Source organism: Falsiroseomonas oleicola, from assembly GCF_019029495.1.
Classification (GTDB): Bacteria; Pseudomonadota; Alphaproteobacteria; order Acetobacterales; family Acetobacteraceae; genus Falsiroseomonas; species Falsiroseomonas oleicola.
Map to the genome: position 1 here is coordinate 1,203,804 of NZ_JAERQM010000001.1, position 16,397 is coordinate 1,220,200.

General features: G+C 70.8%; 19 protein-coding genes. 9 read left to right on the forward strand and 10 right to left on the reverse strand.

Features of this window, described 5'->3' with window-relative positions:
* Window positions 1-12: 12 nt before the first annotated feature.
* Window positions 13-1,254: a 2-oxoglutarate dehydrogenase complex dihydrolipoyllysine-residue succinyltransferase gene (gene odhB, locus JJQ90_RS05750; protein ID WP_216873485.1), complete on the forward strand. Its 1,242-nt coding sequence runs from the start codon at window positions 13-15 to the stop codon at window positions 1,252-1,254.
* A 79-nt stretch (window positions 1,255-1,333) separates the two neighbouring features.
* A complete protein-coding gene (locus JJQ90_RS05755) occupies window positions 1,334-1,651 on the forward strand; it encodes a hypothetical protein (protein WP_216873486.1) in 318 nt (105 codons plus the stop codon).
* Between the two features lie 4 nt (window positions 1,652-1,655).
* On the opposite strand, the gene JJQ90_RS05760 is transcribed toward JJQ90_RS05755, so the two are convergent.
* A complete protein-coding gene (locus JJQ90_RS05760; protein ID WP_216873487.1) occupies window positions 1,656-2,627 on the reverse strand; it encodes a Bug family tripartite tricarboxylate transporter substrate binding protein in 972 nt (323 codons plus the stop codon).
* A gap of 59 nt (window positions 2,628-2,686) precedes the next feature.
* Here JJQ90_RS05760 and JJQ90_RS05765 point away from each other — a divergent pair, with 59 nt between their 5' ends.
* Window positions 2,687-3,148 (forward strand): DUF3237 domain-containing protein, encoded by a 462-nt coding sequence (locus JJQ90_RS05765; RefSeq protein WP_216873488.1) that lies wholly within the window; start codon window positions 2,687-2,689, stop codon window positions 3,146-3,148.
* On the opposite strand, the gene JJQ90_RS05770 is transcribed toward JJQ90_RS05765, so the two are convergent.
* Window positions 3,145-3,750 (reverse strand): TetR/AcrR family transcriptional regulator, encoded by a 606-nt coding sequence (locus JJQ90_RS05770; RefSeq protein WP_216873489.1) that lies wholly within the window; start codon window positions 3,748-3,750, stop codon window positions 3,145-3,147. The genes JJQ90_RS05765 and JJQ90_RS05770 overlap by 4 nt on opposite strands.
* Window positions 3,751-3,868: 118 nt before the next feature.
* Between JJQ90_RS05770 and JJQ90_RS05775 the strand changes: the two genes are divergently transcribed.
* A complete protein-coding gene (locus tag JJQ90_RS05775; protein ID WP_216873490.1) occupies window positions 3,869-4,261 on the forward strand; it encodes a RidA family protein in 393 nt (130 codons plus the stop codon).
* Window positions 4,262-4,271: 10 nt separating this feature from the next.
* Here JJQ90_RS05775 and JJQ90_RS05780 read toward each other — a convergent pair whose 3' ends face one another.
* Both JJQ90_RS05780 and JJQ90_RS05785 read right to left on the reverse strand, forming a co-directional pair.
* Window positions 4,272-5,366, reverse strand: a complete 1,095-nt coding sequence (locus JJQ90_RS05780; protein WP_216873491.1) for a serine hydrolase domain-containing protein — start codon at window positions 5,364-5,366, stop codon at window positions 4,272-4,274.
* A gap of 8 nt (window positions 5,367-5,374) precedes the next feature.
* Window positions 5,375-6,244, reverse strand: a complete 870-nt coding sequence (locus JJQ90_RS05785; RefSeq protein ID WP_216873492.1) for an AraC family transcriptional regulator — start codon at window positions 6,242-6,244, stop codon at window positions 5,375-5,377.
* Window positions 6,245-6,367: 123 nt separating this feature from the next.
* On the opposite strand from JJQ90_RS05785, the gene lpdA reads away from it, so the two are divergent.
* The 4 genes from lpdA to JJQ90_RS05805 all read left to right on the forward strand — a co-directional run bounded on the left by lpdA (window position 6,368) and on the right by JJQ90_RS05805 (window position 10,020).
* Entirely contained in the window at window positions 6,368-7,759 is a 1,392-nt protein-coding gene (gene lpdA, locus JJQ90_RS05790; protein WP_216873493.1) for a dihydrolipoyl dehydrogenase, read from the forward strand.
* A 214-nt stretch (window positions 7,760-7,973) separates the two neighbouring features.
* Complete coding sequence (locus JJQ90_RS05795) at window positions 7,974-9,044, forward strand: DNA adenine methylase (RefSeq protein WP_268958600.1); 1,071 nt, start codon at window positions 7,974-7,976, stop codon at window positions 9,042-9,044.
* On the forward strand, window positions 9,041-9,388 hold the full coding sequence (locus tag JJQ90_RS05800) for a hypothetical protein (protein ID WP_216873495.1): 348 nt from the start codon (window positions 9,041-9,043) through the stop codon (window positions 9,386-9,388). The genes JJQ90_RS05795 and JJQ90_RS05800 overlap by 4 nt, the downstream gene beginning before the upstream one ends.
* A 98-nt stretch (window positions 9,389-9,486) precedes the next feature.
* Window positions 9,487-10,020: a DUF4142 domain-containing protein gene (locus tag JJQ90_RS05805; RefSeq protein WP_216873496.1), complete on the forward strand. Its 534-nt coding sequence runs from the start codon at window positions 9,487-9,489 to the stop codon at window positions 10,018-10,020.
* A gap of 63 nt (window positions 10,021-10,083) precedes the next feature.
* On the opposite strand, the gene JJQ90_RS05810 is transcribed toward JJQ90_RS05805, so the two are convergent.
* The 3 genes from JJQ90_RS05810 to fsa form a co-directional block, all read right to left on the reverse strand.
* The gene (locus JJQ90_RS05810; RefSeq protein ID WP_216873497.1) at window positions 10,084-11,016 is read right to left on the reverse strand and encodes a tyrosine recombinase XerC; all 933 of its coding nucleotides are present in this window, start codon (window positions 11,014-11,016) and stop codon (window positions 10,084-10,086) included.
* A gap of 59 nt (window positions 11,017-11,075) precedes the next feature.
* Window positions 11,076-11,789 carry a DUF484 family protein gene (locus JJQ90_RS05815; RefSeq protein WP_216873498.1) on the reverse strand — a complete coding sequence of 238 codons (714 nt, stop codon included), beginning with the start codon at window positions 11,787-11,789 and terminating at the stop codon, window positions 11,076-11,078.
* 109 nt (window positions 11,790-11,898) lie between these two features.
* Window positions 11,899-12,555: a fructose-6-phosphate aldolase gene (gene fsa / locus JJQ90_RS05820; protein WP_216873499.1), complete on the reverse strand. Its 657-nt coding sequence runs from the start codon at window positions 12,553-12,555 to the stop codon at window positions 11,899-11,901.
* 100 nt (window positions 12,556-12,655) lie between these two features.
* Here fsa and JJQ90_RS05825 point away from each other — a divergent pair, with 100 nt between their 5' ends.
* The gene (locus tag JJQ90_RS05825) at window positions 12,656-14,881 is read left to right on the forward strand and encodes a primosomal protein N' (protein WP_216873500.1); all 2,226 of its coding nucleotides are present in this window, start codon (window positions 12,656-12,658) and stop codon (window positions 14,879-14,881) included.
* On the opposite strand, the gene JJQ90_RS26835 is transcribed toward JJQ90_RS05825, so the two are convergent.
* The 3 genes from JJQ90_RS26835 to JJQ90_RS05840 form a co-directional block, all read right to left on the reverse strand.
* On the reverse strand, window positions 14,874-15,563 hold the full coding sequence (locus tag JJQ90_RS26835; protein ID WP_329959381.1) for a hypothetical protein: 690 nt from the start codon (window positions 15,561-15,563) through the stop codon (window positions 14,874-14,876). The two genes, JJQ90_RS05825 and JJQ90_RS26835, sit on opposite strands and share 8 nt — an antisense overlap.
* A gap of 199 nt (window positions 15,564-15,762) precedes the next feature.
* Entirely contained in the window at window positions 15,763-16,005 is a 243-nt protein-coding gene (locus tag JJQ90_RS05835; protein ID WP_216873501.1) for a hypothetical protein, read from the reverse strand.
* Window positions 16,006-16,056: 51 nt separating this feature from the next.
* The gene (locus tag JJQ90_RS05840) at window positions 16,057-16,353 is read right to left on the reverse strand and encodes a hypothetical protein (protein WP_216873502.1); all 297 of its coding nucleotides are present in this window, start codon (window positions 16,351-16,353) and stop codon (window positions 16,057-16,059) included.
* Between the last annotated feature and the right edge of the window lie 44 nt (window positions 16,354-16,397).

A 16,397-nucleotide genomic window follows, 5' to 3' on the forward strand; every position in this document is an offset into this window, starting at 1 on the left:
AAGGCAGGACAGATGACCGATATCGTGGTGCCCCCGCTCGGGGAAAGCGTCTCCTCCGCCACTGTGGCGCGGTGGCTGAAGAAGGCCGGCGAAGCCGTGGCGATGGATGAGCCGCTGGTGGAGCTGGAGACCGACAAGGTCACGGTGGAAGTCAACGCGGCCGTTGCCGGCGTGCTGGAAAGCATCAGCGCCGATGAGGGCGCGGAGGTCGAGGCCGGCGCCGTGATTGGCAGCATCGCCGAGGGCGCCGGCGCCAAGCCCGCCTCCACCGGCACGCCGACCGCCCCGAAGCCGGCCGCCGCCGCCCCGGCGCAGCCGAAGACCGAGGCGCCGCAGCCCGCCCCGGGTCCGGTCTCCCGCCCCGCGGAAGGCGCCGCCAATGGCCCCGCCGCGACCAAGGCGATGGCCGATGCCGGCGTGACGCAGGCGCAGGTCGGCGCCGGCACGGGCAAGGATGGTCGCGTGACCAAGGGCGACGTGCTCGCCTTCCTGTCCAAGCCCGCCGCCGCCCCTGCCCCGGCCGCCGCCGCGCCCAAGGCCGCGCGTGCCCCGGGTGCCGGTGAGGAGCGGGTGAAGATGACCCGCCTGCGCCAGACCATCGCGCGCCGGCTGAAGGAAGCGCAGAACACCGCCGCCATGCTGACCACCTTCAACGAGGTGGATATGGGCGCGGCGATGGCGCTCCGGACCGAATACAAGGACGCCTTCGAGAAGAAGCACGGCGTGAAGCTCGGCTTCATGTCCTTCTTCGTGAAGGCCTGCGTCGCGGCGCTGAAGGAATTCCCGGCGGTGAACGCCGAGATCGACGGCGACGAGATCGTCTACAAGCACGCCGTCCATATGGGCATCGCCGTCGGTGGTCCCTCCGGCCTCGTGGTGCCCGTGTTGCGCGATGCGGACCAGATGAGCTTCGCCGAGATCGAGAAGACCATCGGCTCCTACGGCAAGAAGGCGCGTGATGGCGCGCTGAAGCTGGACGAGTTGACCGGCGGCAGCTTCACCATCACCAATGGCGGCATCTACGGCAGCCTGATGTCGACGCCGATCCTGAACCCGCCGCAGTCCGGCATCCTGGGCATGCACAAGATCCAGGAGCGGCCGATGGCGGTTGGCGGCAAGGTCGAGATCCGGCCGATGATGTACATCGCGCTCAGCTACGACCACCGGATCGTGGACGGCAAGGAGGCGGTGAGCTTCCTGGTCCGCGTGAAGGAAAGCATCGAGGATCCGCGCCGGCTGATGCTGGACCTCTGATTCTTCGGAACGCCTCGAAAAGCCCTTCCCCGCCCGGCGTGGGGAAGGGCTTTTTCATGTCCGCTGCCAGGGTGACCCGATGCTGATCCTCGCCTTCGGCTTCCTCGCCCTCTGCGCCGCCCTCGAATACCGCGCCCGCGGCGAGCCCGCCTTGCGCCCTGAACCCCGCACGGACCGCATATGGCGCGGCCTCGGCACCCTGGCCGGGCTGCTCGCCACCATCGGGCCGCTGGTGGTGATGGCCCGCATCGACGTGGCACAGGGCGCGGGCGCCTATCTGCTCGGCGCCGTCTTCGCCTTCGCCGGCGGCTTCACGCCGGAACGCTGGTGGGGACTGACCTCCATGGCGGCGGGCGTGTTCGGACTGGGCCTGCTGGTCGGCGCGCTGCTGGCCTGAACCATCATTCGATGGCGCGGAAGCCGGTGGCGCGCACCACCTCCGCCCATCGCACCGTCTCCGCCTGCATCATCCGGGCGAAATCCACCCGGCCATGGCCGGCGGGCCGGAAGCCGGTCTCGGCCAGGCGGGCGCGGAGCGGTGGCGCCGCGAGCACCCGCAGCACCCCTTCCTCCAGCGCCGCCAGCACCGGCGCGGGCGTCGCGGCCGGCGCCACCAGGCCGAACCAGGCATGGAAGCCGAGGCCTGGCCGGCCGAGCTCCGCCATGGTCGGCACCTGCGGCAGCAGCGGCGCGCGGGCCGGCCCTGTCACCGCCAGCGCCTTCAGCCGCCCCGCCTGCACATGCGGCGCGACCAGGGCGATGGTGCCGAACATGCCCTGCACATCGCCGCCCAGGATCGCGGCCATGGCGTCCCCGGTGGCGCGGAAATGCACCGCCTCGGCCCGCAGCCCGGCCTGCGCGGCCAGCATGGTGGCGCCAAAATGGCCGGGGGTGCCGGCGCCGAAGGTGCCCATGAAGACCTGCGACCGCGACCTGCCCCAGGCGACGTAGCTGTCCAGCTCCTCGACCGGCAGGCTGGCCGGTACCACGAAGGCGAAGTCGATCGCCGCCACCTCCGCCACCGCGGCGAAATCGCGCGCCGGGTCGTAGGGCAGTCGGGCATAGGTGCTGGGCGCCATGGCGAGCTGGCCGACCTCCCCGAACAGCAGCGTCGTGCCATCCGCCGCGGCGCGGGCGACCTCCTGCGCCGCGATGGCACCGGCGGCGCCGGGCTTGTTGTCCACCACAACCCCGGCGGGCCAGGCCTCGCGCAGGGCCTCCGCCAGCAGGCGTCCCACCACATCCGGGCCGCTGCCCGGCGGGAAGCCGAGCACCAGCCGGATCGGCCTTTCGGGCAGGGCAGCCTGGGCGGCGAGCGGCAGGAAGGCGGCGGCGGCCAGCAAGGCGCGGCGCGGCAGATGCGGCTGGGGCATGGACGGGTCCTCCTTGATTGTTATGCTGCATAATAAGCAAGGCGGGGGACGGATCGGCAATGAAAAGCGCGGCACTGGCTTCCGAATTCGTGGCGCTGGCGGAGGTGGCGGTCGGCCCGCCGGTCTCTCTCGGCGCCGGGCCGCTCGGGGAACGGCGCATCGTGCCGATCCTCGGCGGCCATATCGCGGGACCGCGGCTGGTGGGGGAGGTTCTGCCCGGCGGCGCGGACTTCCAGCTGATCCGCCCCGACGGCGTGGCGGAGATCGAGGCGCGCTACACGCTGCGCCTGGCCGATGGCGCGCTGGTCCAGGTGACCAATCGCGGCCTGCGCCATGCGGCGCCGGAGGATATGGCGCGGCTGCTGCGCGGCGAGCCGGTGCCGCCGGAGCGGGTCTATTTCCGCACCGCGCCGGCCTTCGAGACGGCGGCGCCGGCGCATCTGTGGCTGACCCGCGGTCTGTTCGTAGGCCTCGGCGAGCGGCGGCCGGATGCCGTGCTGATCCGCGTCTTCGCCGTCTAACCGGCGCCCTCCGCCGGGCGCAGCAGGCCGGTGGCCAGGTTGCGGAAGACCTGGATGGATTTGGCCAGCACGGCAGGCGGGTCCTCCGCCGCGGCGATCCACAGCGCGGCGCTGAGCGCGGCACCGTTCAACAGCCGGGCCGTCGCCTCCGCATCGAGGCGCTGGACAATTCCCTGGTCCATCAGCCCCTGGATGGTCTGCGTGGTGGTGCGCAGGCAGGCATTCTGGCTCGGCCAGCGGGAGGGGTCGCCGAGCACGGCCGGCCCGTCCAGCAGCATGATGCGCCGGATTTCCGGCTCCAGCGCCATCTCGATATAGGCCACCGATTCATCGAGCAGCCCCTGCCAGGCATCCGGCGCCCGGTCCCGCACCTCCGCCAGGCGGGTCGCCATCTCGGCGTCGATCTGCGCCACCACCGCCTGCATCAGCCCGGTCTTGTCGCCGAAATGGTGATACAGCGCGCCGCGCGTCAGCCCGGCCTCCGCCGTCAGCTCATCCATCGAGGCCGCCGCATAGCCCTGTGTGGCGAAGGCGGCGCGCGCGGCGCGGATCAGCCGGGCGCGCGTTTCCTCCACCATCTGCGCCCGCCGCGTCGCGACCATCGGCATCTCCACAATTGACATACGCCGCGTATGTCGCCAGTTGGACATACGGTGCGTATATCTTTCACGTGCCACCGCCGCAATGCGGGCTAGGCCCGCCATCTGGATGGAGCGACACATGACCACACGCGAAGCGATCTTCCCCGCCGGCCGCCAGGCCCTCTACGAGACCAATCGCTATTCGGCGGCGATCCGCTCCGGCGACCTGCTGTTCGTCTCGGGCCAGGTCGGCAGCCGCGAGGATGGCTCGGCGGAGCCCGATTTCGCCGGCCAGGTCGCCCAGGCCTTCGCCAACCTCGCGGCGGTGCTGAAAGCGGCCGGCTGCGGCTTTCAGGATGTGGTGGATGTCACCACCTTCCACACCGACCCGGCCCGTCAGATGGAGACGGTGGCGGCCGAGCGGCTGAAGGCCTTTGGCGGCCCGCCCTATCCGAACTGGACCGCGGTGGGCGTGACCTGGCTCGCCGGCTTCGACTTCGAGATCAAGGTCATCGCGCGCATCCCCGGCTGAGCCGGATGCCTCACGGCCGCAGGTTGGCCAGCACGATCTCCCGCCACACACGGGTCGGGCCGGTCCAGGCATCCGGCGTGTTGTAGCGGCCGGCGAAGATCGCCAGCGTCAGTCCCGCCGCCGGGAGCACCCAGAGCCGCTGCCCGCCATTGCCGAAGGCGCCGAACCAGGGTGATGGCGACCCCGCTCCCAGGGCTTCGCGGCCGAGATACCAGTGCCAGCCATAGCGAAGCCCGTCGCCGGTGGGGATGACGGGCCGGGTCATGGCCGCGATCCAGTCGCGCGGCACCACCTGCCGGCCCTCCACCGCGCCGTCCTGCCGCACCAGCTCCCCGATCCGGGCCAGGTCGCGCAGGGTCAGCCGAAGGCCGGAGGCGGCGGATTCCTCGCCGGCCTCCCGGCCATGCCATTCGAAGCGTCCGATGCCGAGCGGGCCGAACAGCACCTCCCGCGCATAATCCGGCAGGGACTGGCCGCTGCCGCGCGCGATCAGCCCACCGAGCAGCTCCGTGGCGCCGCCGCTGTAGATCCAGCGCTGGCCCGGCGGCGTCACCACCGGCTGTTCCAGCACGTAGCGCAGCCGCGACCGCGCCTGCTCCATCGCGATCTCGCTGTTGCGGGCATCGAGGTAGGGGCCGCTTTCGTCCCAGCGCAGCCCCATGGTCATGGACAGCGCATGTTCCACCCGGATGCCGGCCCGCGCCGGATCGGCGGCAAGATCGGGAAACTCGGGGAAGCACGGGTAAAGCGGCGCCTCCGGCGGCGGCACCTGGCCGCGCGCCAGCGCGATGCCATAGAGCAGCCCAACCACGCTCTTGGTCACGGAGCGCAGGTCGTGCAGCGTCTCCGGCCCCATCGCCACCTGACCGAGCGGCCGGCCCCAGGCCTCGTCCGCCCCGTCATCGTAGCGCTCCAGCAGGATGCGCCCCTCCCGCGCCAGCAGCACGCCGTGCAGGCCGCGCAGCAGGCCGGACCGGACGCCGAAATCCAGCCGTTCCGCCAGGTCGGCCACGAAGCCGCCCTCCGCCGGCGTGGCGCGGCCCCATTCCGCCTGGGCAGCGGCGGGCGTGGCGAGGCTGGCGGCGAGCAGCGCGCGGCGGGGCATGGCGCGGTTCACGCGGCCGTCCGGGGGCGCAGCGGCAGCATCACCGCGGTCAGCCATTCGCTGGGCGGCAGGCTGCGGCAGTCGTTCAGGTACTCCTCCCGCACCGGCTCATCCGCCGGTTCCTCGCCGCTGGAGGGCAGCCAGTCGCGGTAGAGCCAGGTATAGGCGCGTTCCAGCTCGGCATAGGGGCCCTGGAACAGCAGCACGGCGAAGCGGCTGGCCGGCAGGTCGCGGATCGTCACGCCCTCCGACCCCTCCACACCCTCCGGCACCGTCAGCCCGGCCTCGGAGCGCAGGTCCTTGGCCGCCACGCTGCTCGGATCATCGTGATACAGCGCGATGAAGCGGGTCTGCGCGCCAAGAAGCCGGCGCGCGGCGGCCCAGGCGATGAGGCGGTCGAAGGTGGAACCGATGGCGGTATAGGCACCGCGATGGGGCAGGGTGGCCAGGCGCAGCGGCGCTTCCTGGCGGATCTCGATCGGGAACAACGTCGTCTCCTCATGCGGTCGGATGGGCAGGCGCAGGCCGATGCCGCCGGAGTCGCGATAGGCGGCGGGCGGGATGCCATAGGCGGTGCGGAAGGCGCGGGTGAAGGCGGCGGCGGAGCCATAGCCGCAGGCCCTGGCCACCGCGGCCACCGGCTGCCCGCCCCGCACCAGCAGGCCGGCGGCATGCGACAGGCGCTCGCGGTGCAGGGTATCGGCCGGGGTCTCGCCGGTGATCTCCCGGTAGATGCGGTGAAAGTGATAGGGGCTGAAGGCGGCGGCCGCCGCCAGCGCCTCCAGCCCCGGATTGCGGGCCGGGTCGGCGGCGATCAGCGCGATGGCCCGGGCGATGCGCCGGCCGTAATCCTGCTGGGTGAGAAGTTTCGTGGCCATCCGCGCATCCTTTGACCTTCACATCCTGACCGATGCCGGCTTGATCGCGCTTGCGATCCTGCCACGACTTGCACGGGGCGGGCCGCGGGCTATGGTCCGCCCAGCATTCGCAGGATCATCTTCATGTCCGAGAGCTTCGACCTCATTGTCATCGGTGCCGGCCCCGGCGGCTATGTCTGCGCGATTCGCGCGGCACAGCTCGGCATGAAGGTGGCCTGCGTGGAAAAGCGCGCGACGCTGGGCGGCACCTGCCTCAATGTCGGCTGCATCCCCTCCAAGGCGCTGCTGCACTCCTCCGAACATTATGAGGAGACGAAGCACAAGCTGGCCGATCACGGCGTGATCGTCGAAGGCGTGAAGATCGACCTGGCGCGGATGCAGGCGCGGAAGGGGGAGGTCGTGTCCTCCAACACCAAGGGCATCGAGTTCCTGTTCAAGAAGAACAAGGTGACCTGGCTGAAGGGCGCCGCCAGCATCCCGGCGCCCGGTCAGGTGACCGTGGAAGGCACCACCTACGCCGCGAAGCACATCGTCATCGCCACGGGCAGCGAGAGCATTCCGCTGCCGGGCGTCGAGGTGGACGAGACGCAGATCGTCACCTCCACCGGCGGGCTGGAGCTGACCAAGGTGCCGGGCCACCTGGTGGTCATCGGCGGCGGCTATATCGGGCTGGAACTCGGCAGCGTCTGGCGCCGCCTCGGCGCCGAGGTGACGGTGGTGGAATTCCTCGACCGGCTGGTGCCGGGCATGGATTCCGAGGTGGGCAAGCAGTTCGAACGCGTGCTCGGCAAGCAGGGCATCAAGACCAAGCTCAAGACCAAGGTCACCGGCGCGACCAAGGCCGCGGACGGCGTGACGCTGACGCTGGAGCCCGCGGCGGGCGGCGCGGCGGAGTCGCTGAAGGCCGATGTGGTGCTGGTCGCCATCGGCCGCCGCGCCTTCACCGGCGGCCTCGGCCTGGCGGAGATCGGCGTGGCGCTGGACGAGCGCGGCCGCGTCGTGACCGACGCGCATTACGCCACCAATATCCCCGGCATCTACGCGATCGGCGATGCCATCGTCGGCCCGATGCTCGCCCATAAGGCGGAGGAGGAGGGCGTGGCCATGGCCGAGATCCTCGCCGGTCAGCATGGCCATGTGAACTACAATGCCATTCCGGGCGTGGTCTACACCTGGCCGGAGGTCGCCAGCATCGGCGAGACGGAAGAGCAACTGAAGACGCGTGGCGCCGAATACAAAGTGGGAAAATTCCCCTTCACCGCCAATGCCCGCGCCCGCGCCATGGGCGATATCGATGGTTTCGTGAAGATCCTGGCCGACAAGACCTCGGACCGGGTGCTGGGCGCCCATATCATGGGCCCCGATGCCGGCACGCTGATCGCCGAGATCGCCATCGCCATGGAATTCGGCGCCAGCGCCGAGGATGTGGCCCGCACCTGCCACGCCCATCCCTCCCTGAACGAGGCCGTCAAGGAGGCCGCACTGGCCGTCGACGGCCGGGCTTTGCATATTTAATTGCCCTCAAACGGCGGGCGCGGCCTCCGGCCGCTTGCCTTCGCGCCGGTGCACTGCTGCGCCCGGCCGCGTTGATGGTTTGGGCGCGGGCCGCATTCGCGGCCACAGCGCGCGGTAGAGTGCGCGCTGCCCTTAGGGGCTGTGCAGCCAGCACTTATCCCTGCCGGATCGCCGGCCCGCTTGGCCGGCCGGGAGCGGCAGCCTGATAAAATACCTGGGGTCGAAGAAGGCGCTGTTGGGGCCGATCCTGGGGGCGGTGGGGGTGGCGGCTGGGGAGAGGGCCGTTGTCGCGGATCTGTTTTCGGGGTCCGCCCGGGTGGCGCATGCGTTGAAGGCCTCCGGCTGGCGGGTGCTGGCGAATGACGCGTTGCGCTTTGCCGCGACCCTGGCGCGCGGCATGGTGCAGGCTGATCTGGAGGTCTGGGGGGAGCGGGCGCGCAAATTTCTGGCGGAGCTGTCGCATCTGCCGCCCGCCCCCGGCTGGTTCACCGAGACCTATGCCGTCCAGGCCCGCTATCTGCATCCCGTGAATGCTGCGCGGCTGGAGGCGATGCGCCAGGCGATCGCGCGCCTGGAGCTGGAGCCGGAGCTGGAGGCGGTGCTGCTGACCGCGCTGGTCCAGGCCGCGGACCGGGTGGATAGCAGCCCCGGCCACCAGATGGCCTTCCTGCGCGAACTGGCGCCGCGCGCCCTGAAGCCGCTGGCGCTGCGCCTGCCCGAATTGCTGCCCCGCCCCGCCGCCGGCCCCTGCCTGGCGCTGGGGGAGGATGCGGTGGGGCTGGCCGGCTCGATCGATTGCGAGGTCGCCTATCTCGACCCGCCCTATGACCAGCACGCCTATCTCGCCAATTATCACCTGTGGGAAACGCTGGTGCGCTGGGACCGGCCGGAGGTCTATGGCCGGGCGCGGAAACGCCTCGATTGCCGCAGCCACCGCAGCGCCTTCAACAGCCGCGCCGGCATCGGCCCGGCCTTCGCCCGGCTGGTGGCCGCGCTGAGGGCGCCGACCCTGGTCGTGTCCTTCGGCGCGGAGGGGTTCCTGGACCGCGCGACGCTGGAGCGGATGCTGGCGGGGCGCGGCTACCTTCAGGTTCTGGAGGTGCCGCATCGGCGCTATGCCGGCACCCGGCTCGGCATCCATAACGCGCGCGGGGAGAAGGTGGGCACGCCCGGGCCGGCCGGGACGATGGAGCGGATCTACCTGGCCAGCGCGCGCCGGCTGGACCTGCCCAGCGACCAGGATTGGCGCGAGGTGCGCAAGCCGGGGGCTTGCCCGGGGACTTGACCGGCGCCCATGTTGCTTTGCTGGCCGGGAAGGGCCATCTGCCCGCTTCCATGATGGAATATCGCCCCTGCCTCCGCCGCAAATGCGCCGGCTGGTCGCTCATCGTCATCAGCCCGATCGGCGGTGTCCTGCCGATCCTGCCGGGGGCGGTGTTCTTCGCGCTGGGGCTGTTCGTGCTGCGTCATCAGTATCACTGGGCGCATCGCGGGTTGAACTGGGCGGATCGGCGCTGGCCCAAGATGGTGGCTAAGGTGGAGGTGATGGAAACCCGCCTGATCCTGCGCAGCGAGGCCGGCTGGCAGGGCGTGAAGGCCCGAACGCGGCGGGTGTTCCGCCGAAGCTGATCTGCCCTGTCTGTCACCAAAGCCGGCGCATCGGGCAACCCTGACCGGCCTGCGACGTTTCCTGAAGCACAACGAGACCCATTCAGGAGACACACGCCATGAACCGTCGCAGCCTTGTCCTTGCCGCCGCCATGCTACTGCCGGCCGCTTCGCTGATGGCGCAGGACCGCCCGACCGGCGTGCTCGACCTGCTGAACAGCACCAGCGTTGGCGCGAACCGCTTCGTGGAACGGGCGACGATCGCCGACAGCTTCGCCGCGCAGTCCGGCGAGATGCTGCTGGCCAAGAGCACCCATCCGCAGATCCGCCAGTTCGCCCAGGATACGACGAACGCGCACAACGCGATGGCGGCCGAGCTGCGCGCCATGCCGGAAGCCACCACGCGCCTGCCCTCCGCCGGCGACGGCCCGATGCTGGCGAAGCTGGAGCGGCTGCGCGGCCTGGACGGCGACGAGCTGAACCGTTGGTACGTCCAGATGCAGGTCGAGGCCTATAAGGAGACGGTGATGCTGTTCGACTCCTACGCCCAGAATGGCGAGGTGCCGGCGCTCAAGGCCTTCGCGGTGAAGCACCAGCCGGCGATCCGCAACTTCCTCCAGCGCGCCGAAGCCCTGCAGGCGCCGCCGGCCTGATCCTGTCTGCTTGATGAAGGGGGCGGTGAAGCGCCCCCTTCGTCCACGACGCCCATGCGTGACTCAATCCGCATGCGGATGCGCGGCGCGCCAGGTCTCCAGCAACCCGGCCGCGTCGACGCGGGTGTAGCGCTGGGTGGTGGACAGGCTGGCATGGCCCAGCAGGTCCTGGATCGCGCGAAGGTCGGCGCCGGCGCCCAGGAGATGGGTGGCGAAGGAATGCCGCAGCGCATGCGGCGTGGCATGTTCCGGAAGCCCCGCCAGCCGCCGCCAGTTGCGCAGCGACCTTTGTGCCACGCCAGGATCGAGCCGCGCGCCGCGCGCGCCGACGAACAGGGGCGAGTCCGGCGCCGGGTCCGGATGTTCGGCCAGCCATGCGCCCATCGCCTGCCGCACCACCGGCAGCACCGGCACCAGCCGCTGCTTGCTGCCCTTGCCGGTCACGCGCAGCGCCGCGTCCTGCCCCGGCCTGGGCGCATCGCGAACATCCAGCGCCAATGCCTCCGCGATGCGGATGCCGCAGCCATAGAGCAGGGTGAACAGCGCCACGTCGCGCGCCGCCTGCATCTTCGGCAGTTCCGCCCGGTCCGGGTCATGCACCGCGCCGATGCCGAAGGCGACCTCCCGCGCTTCTTCCACCGTCAGGGCGCGGGGCACGGAATTGGGCGCGCGCGGGCCGCGCAGGCCGGTGAGCGCCGTGGTCGGCTGGCCATGCCGGCGCGCCAGATGGCGCAGGAAGCCGCGCAGCGCCGCCAGGCGCCGGGCGCGCGTGGCATTGCCATCACCCTCCCGCACCCGATCGGCCATGAAGGCGCGCAGATCGGCGGGACGCAGGGCGCCCAGCGCCGCCACATCCGGCTCCTCCCCCAGATGCCTGGTCAGGAAACCGAGGAACAGGCCGAGATCCGAGCCATAGGCCTCCACCGTATGCGGGCTGGCGCGGCGTTCGGCGGCCAGCATGGCGAGCCAGCCGGCCAGGGCTTCCACGCCCCCCATTTCAGCGCCTGACCATCCGCGCGCCGGTCATCAGCGCCTGACCATCCGCGCGCTGGTCATCAGCGCGACAGCGCCGCGGCGACGGTGCGGCCGAGGAAGGCGAGCGTGGTCGCCACCTGCCGCGTCGGCAGCGCCACCGCATCCCGCGCGCCGAGCGCCAGCAGGCAGGGCGTGCCGCAGGCCAGCGGCACGCGCACCAGCGCATCCCGCGTCACCAGCGCGGCGGCCTCGGCATGCAGCAGGGTCGCCTCCGTCACCTCCGTCCGCACCCGCGCATCGCGGCCCCGGCCGACCAGCCGGGTGACCGCCCCGGCGGGCAGGGGCAGGATGCCGGCGCGGCGGAAGGCGAAGGCCAGTTCGGGCGGGCGCTGCCGGTCGGGCGCGGCGGGGCTGGGCTCGGCCAGCAGATTGCAGCTTTCCACCCGCATCAGGGCGGGCAGTTCCTGGGTGACGCTTTCCACCACATCGCGCGCCCGCATCAGCGCCAGCACGGCGAGCCGCACCCGCATAACCAGCGTGGCGCCGGCCCGGCCATCCTCGACGGCGGCCAGCACCTCCGCCTCCAGCGCCCGGGTGCGGCTGCGCTCGGCGGCCACCATGGCCATCATGTGGTCGGCGAGGTTCTCGCCATGGATGCGGCGCGGCGGCACCAGGGCGCGATAGAGCTCCGGCCGCCGGGCCAGGAAATCCGGGTGGTCCCGCAGATACGCCGCGACCTCCTCGGCCATCGCATCAAGGGACGGGTCGAGGAGGGTCGCGGCGCAGCGTCTCATGACGATATCGAGACCTTCTTGGCTATGGCCGGCGCATGCCACCGGCCAGGCGGCCACGACGCGCCTTGGTCACGCCCATGGCGTGCGCCGGCATGTCGCGGCGTCGACCTCACAGGATGCTCTGCCCCGTCTTGGCCCAGTCGGCGAGGAAGGCGGAGAGGCCACTGTCGGTCAGCGGGTGCTTCAGCAATTGCCGGATGACGGCGGGCGGCAGGGTCGCCACATGCGCGCCCAGCTTGGCCGACTGCACCAGGTGGATCGGGTGGCGGACGGAGGCGACCAGCACCTCGGTCTTGATGCCCGGATAGTTGCGGTAGATCTGGACGATGTCGCCGATCAGCGTCATGCCATCGGTGGCGATGTCGTCCAGCCGGCCGACGAAGGGCGAGATGAAGGCGGCGCCGGCCTTGGCCGCGAGCAAAGCCTGGGCGGCGGAGAAGCACAGCGTGACATTGACCGGCGTGCCTTCCTGCGACAATGCCCGGCAGGTGCGCAGCCCGGCCTCCGTCAGCGGCACCTTCACCGCGACATTGGGGGCGATGTCGCGCAGATACTTGCCCTCGGCCAGCATGCCGGCGAAGTCGGTCGCGGTGACCTCCGCGCTCACGGGGCCTTCCGTGATCGCGCAGATCTCGGCGATCACCTCCGCCATCTTGCGCCCGGACTTGGCGATCAGGCTGGGATTGGTGGTGACGCCATCGACCAGGCCGGATTCCGCCAGGGACCGGATTTCGGCCACATCGGCGGTGTCCACGAAGAATTTCATCAGCCGCACTTCCTTCGGGCGCGCCGTGGCGGCGAATGATCTGGCCGCGCGGCGTTCCCAACAAACTTGTTTCGGTTTCGTTCGTCTCGGAGCCTAGAGCATGCCCCTGCCCGGGTGGAAGTCATCGCAACCGAACCAACTGCCGGGCGTGGCTTCCGCGCCACGAATCCCGGTGCTGCTGCCGTTGCCACTTGCCGCCGGAGCCTATGACTACCGCATTCCGGCCGGCCTGTCCGTAGCGCCCGGCGATTTCGTGGTGGTGCCGCTGGGCGGGCGGGAGCTGGTGGGCGTCGCCTGGGATGGGGAGCCCGATCCCGACCTGTCGGAGCGCAAGCTGCGCGACATCGCCGGGGTGATGGCGGCACCGCCGATGACGGCAACGCTGCGCCGCTTCGTCGCCTGGGTCGCCGGCTACACGCTGAGCGCGCCCGGCGCCGTGCTGCGCATGGCGATGAGCAGCCCGGCCGGCCTGGAACCGCCGCCGGCCCGCGCCGGCTGGCAGGCGGCGCCGGGCGGGCCGCCAACGAAACTCACCCCGGGTCGCGCCCGGGTGCTGGCGGCGCTGGCGCCGGGGCAGGTGCGGGCCGGGCCGGACCTCGCCGCGGCGGCGGGCGTCTCCCCCGGCGTGATCCGCGGCATGGCCGATGCCGGGCTGCTGGTGCCGGCGCTGCTGCCCCCGGGGCTTGCCTTCGACCCGCCGGACCTGGCGCGCCCCGGCCCGGTACTGGGGCCGGAGCAGGATGCAGCGGCGGCGGCGCTGCGCGCGCAGGTGGCGTCGCGGGACTTCGGCGTGACGCTGCTGACCGGCGTCACCGGATCGGGCAAGACCGAGGTCTATCTCGACGCCGTGGCGGAATGCCTGCGCCAGGGGCGGCAGGCGCTGGTGCTGCTGCCGGAAATCGCGCTGTCGGCGCAGTGGCTGGAGCGGTTCCGCAAGCGCTTCGGCGTCGATCCGGCGCTGTGGCATTCCGAGCTGGGCTCCAAGACCCGGGCCAGGACCTGGCGGGCGGTGGCGGAAGGCGAGGTGCAGGTGCTGGTCGGCGCCCGGTCGGCCCTGTTCCTGCCCTTCCCCGATCTCGGCCTGATCGTGGTGGATGAGGAGCATGAGACCGCCTTCAAGCAGGAGGAGGGCGTGGTCTATCACGCCCGCGATATGGCGGTGGTGCGCGCCCGGCTGGCCAAGGCGAGCATCGTGCTGGTCTCCGCCACGCCTTCCCTCGAAACCCTGAACAATGTGGAGTCCGGCCGCTACCACCATCTCGACCTGCCGGAGCGCCACGGCGCGGCAGGGATGGCGGTGGTGGAGGCGCTGGACCTTCGCAAATTCCCCCCCGAGCGCGGCCGCTTCCTTTCCCCGGTCCTGGTGGAGGCCATCAAGAAAACACTGGCGCGGGGGGAGCAGGCGATGCTGTTCCTCAACCGGCGCGGCTATGCGCCGCTGACGCTCTGCCGCGCCTGCGGCCACCGCATGCGCTGCCCGAACTGCACCGCCTGGCTGGTGGAACACCGCGCCCAGAAGCGCCTGCAATGCCACCATTGCGGCCATGCCGAGCCGATCCCGCCGGTCTGCCCCGAATGCAACGCCCCCGGCACGCTGACCCCGGTCGGCCCGGGGGTGGAGCGGGTGGTGGAGGAAGCCACGGCGCTGTTCCCCGATGCACGCCGCATCGTCATGGCCAGCGACACCATCCCCGGCCCCGCGGCGGCCGCGGCGGCGGCAGCGGCGATTTCCGACCGGCAGGTGGACCTCATCATCGGCACGCAGATCGTCGCCAAGGGCTGGCACTTTCCGGGGCTGACGCTGGTCGGCGTGGTGGATGCGGATCTCGGCCTGGCCGGCGGCGACCTGCGGGCCGCGGAGCGCACGCTGCAATTGCTGCACCAGGTGGCCGGCCGTGCCGGGCGGGCCGAGGCGCCGGGGCGGGTGCTGATGCAGACCTTCAACCCGGACCATCCGGTGATGCAGGCCCTCGTTTCCCACGATTTCGAAGCTTTCATGAGTGCCGAGGCCGCCGGACGCCGGCCGGGCCACTGGCCGCCCTTCGGCAGGCTGGCGGCCCTGGTGGTGAGTTCCGAGGATGAGCGGGAGGCCGACCGCGCCGCCCGCGACCTCGGCCTCGCGGCGCCGCGGGCGGAGGGGGTGGAGGTGCTGGGCCCGGCGCCGGCACCGCTGGCCCTGCTGCGCGGGCGACATCGGCGACGGCTGCTGCTGAAAGCCCGGAAGGATGTGCAGGTGCAGTCTCTGATCCGGGAATGGCTGGCACGGGTTGTGCTGCCGAATTCCGTGCGGGTCCAGGTGGATGTGGACCCGGTGGGGTTCATGTAGGCATGCGAGAGATCAGCATCGTCGCCTGCTGGCGACGATGCATCCACTGTGCCGCGGTCTGACTACGCCAGCCCACCAGTTCATGCAGCCGCTGGTAATCCGCTGTCAGATCGCGCTTGAAGATCGGCTCATGATGCGCAATCCGGTTGCGGAAGCGACGGATCAATTGCAGGTCCCGAAAGGCAATGGCCCGCAGGAAAGCGATGGGCGCTGCAGAGGGCGCATCTGGGAAGGCTGCCCGGAAGTTCGGTGCCCATAGGCGGTCATCCTGTCCCACCGTGAACAGATTCTCCCAGAAGGCGAATTTCAGCTCGGCAATGACCTTGCCCGTTGTGGGCTGGCGGGCGGCGACGGCACGCAGATCGGCTTCCGGATTGTAGTCCGATTGGCGCCTGGGACGTGGAAGGCTGCGCAGGAAGCCATTGGACCATGGCCATGTCGCACCATGAACCCGTTGCACTGCTTCGGCCACGCCGTTGCGCATGGCGACTTCGCAAATCTGGAGGGGCACGAGAAAGGCAGCCGAAACGGCCAGATTCCAGTCGTAGAGCGCAAGCGCTTCCGCGCGATCATTGGCGCGGGCCTGGAGGTAGGTGGCGAAGCGCGGCGCCGAGATGACCGCCGGCAACTCCTGGAGTTCTCTCGAGGTGTAGGCCAAATGGGCCTGCTCGAATGAAGCCACCCCGGCCTTCCGCAGATTGTTTCCACATCAGCACTATCCGCGCAGATGCGGCTGGTCAATTGCGTGTTGAATTTCCGGCTGATCGACCCTAAAAACTGTCCATCAGGCTTTGAGAATGCGGGCGTGAGCCCCCCCTCATCGTCGGCAGATAGCGAAAGCCCGCCGCAAGGCGGGCTTTTTGCGTTGCGGCCCGGGACGGTCACCCCCGCCGGCGCAGCGCTTCCTCCACCAACTGCCGGTCGCGCGCCTCGCTGCGACGGCCGTGCACCACGGCCAGCGCCCAGATCACGGCGATGCCCCAGGCTGCCTGGCCGGCGACGAAGGGCAGCAGGATGAACAGCAGGCCGCCGATCCACAGCAGCCCGTTGAACACGGACTGGAAGGGCTTGCCCGACATCAGGATGGCGAGCGGCGGGACGATCAAGGCGAGGAGGTACATCATGATACCCCTCATATCGCCCTGGCACCCCCGCGGTTCAATCGGCCGGGCCGGTCACGCCGCCGTTGCCAGTTCGAGGTTCCGCACCACCCGGCCCTCCATCGCCTCCACCCGCCGGGCACCGACGATCTGGCCGAGATTGCCGGCCACCAGATGCACCATGCAGAGTGGCATGGCGTGCAGCGCCACTTCCACCCGCATCACCTCCCCTTCCCGCGTCGCGCGGACCAGGTCGGGGGTCAGGTCGCGCTTGGCGAAAGGCTCGAGCACGCGCGGCAGCAGGCCGGGAAAGGCATCGGCAGTGACGGTGAAGCGCGCCGCGCAAAGCGGCTCGGGATCGTAGAAGGACATGGGGAGAGACTCCGGATCGGGAACGAAGGACCGTGAAGGCACCC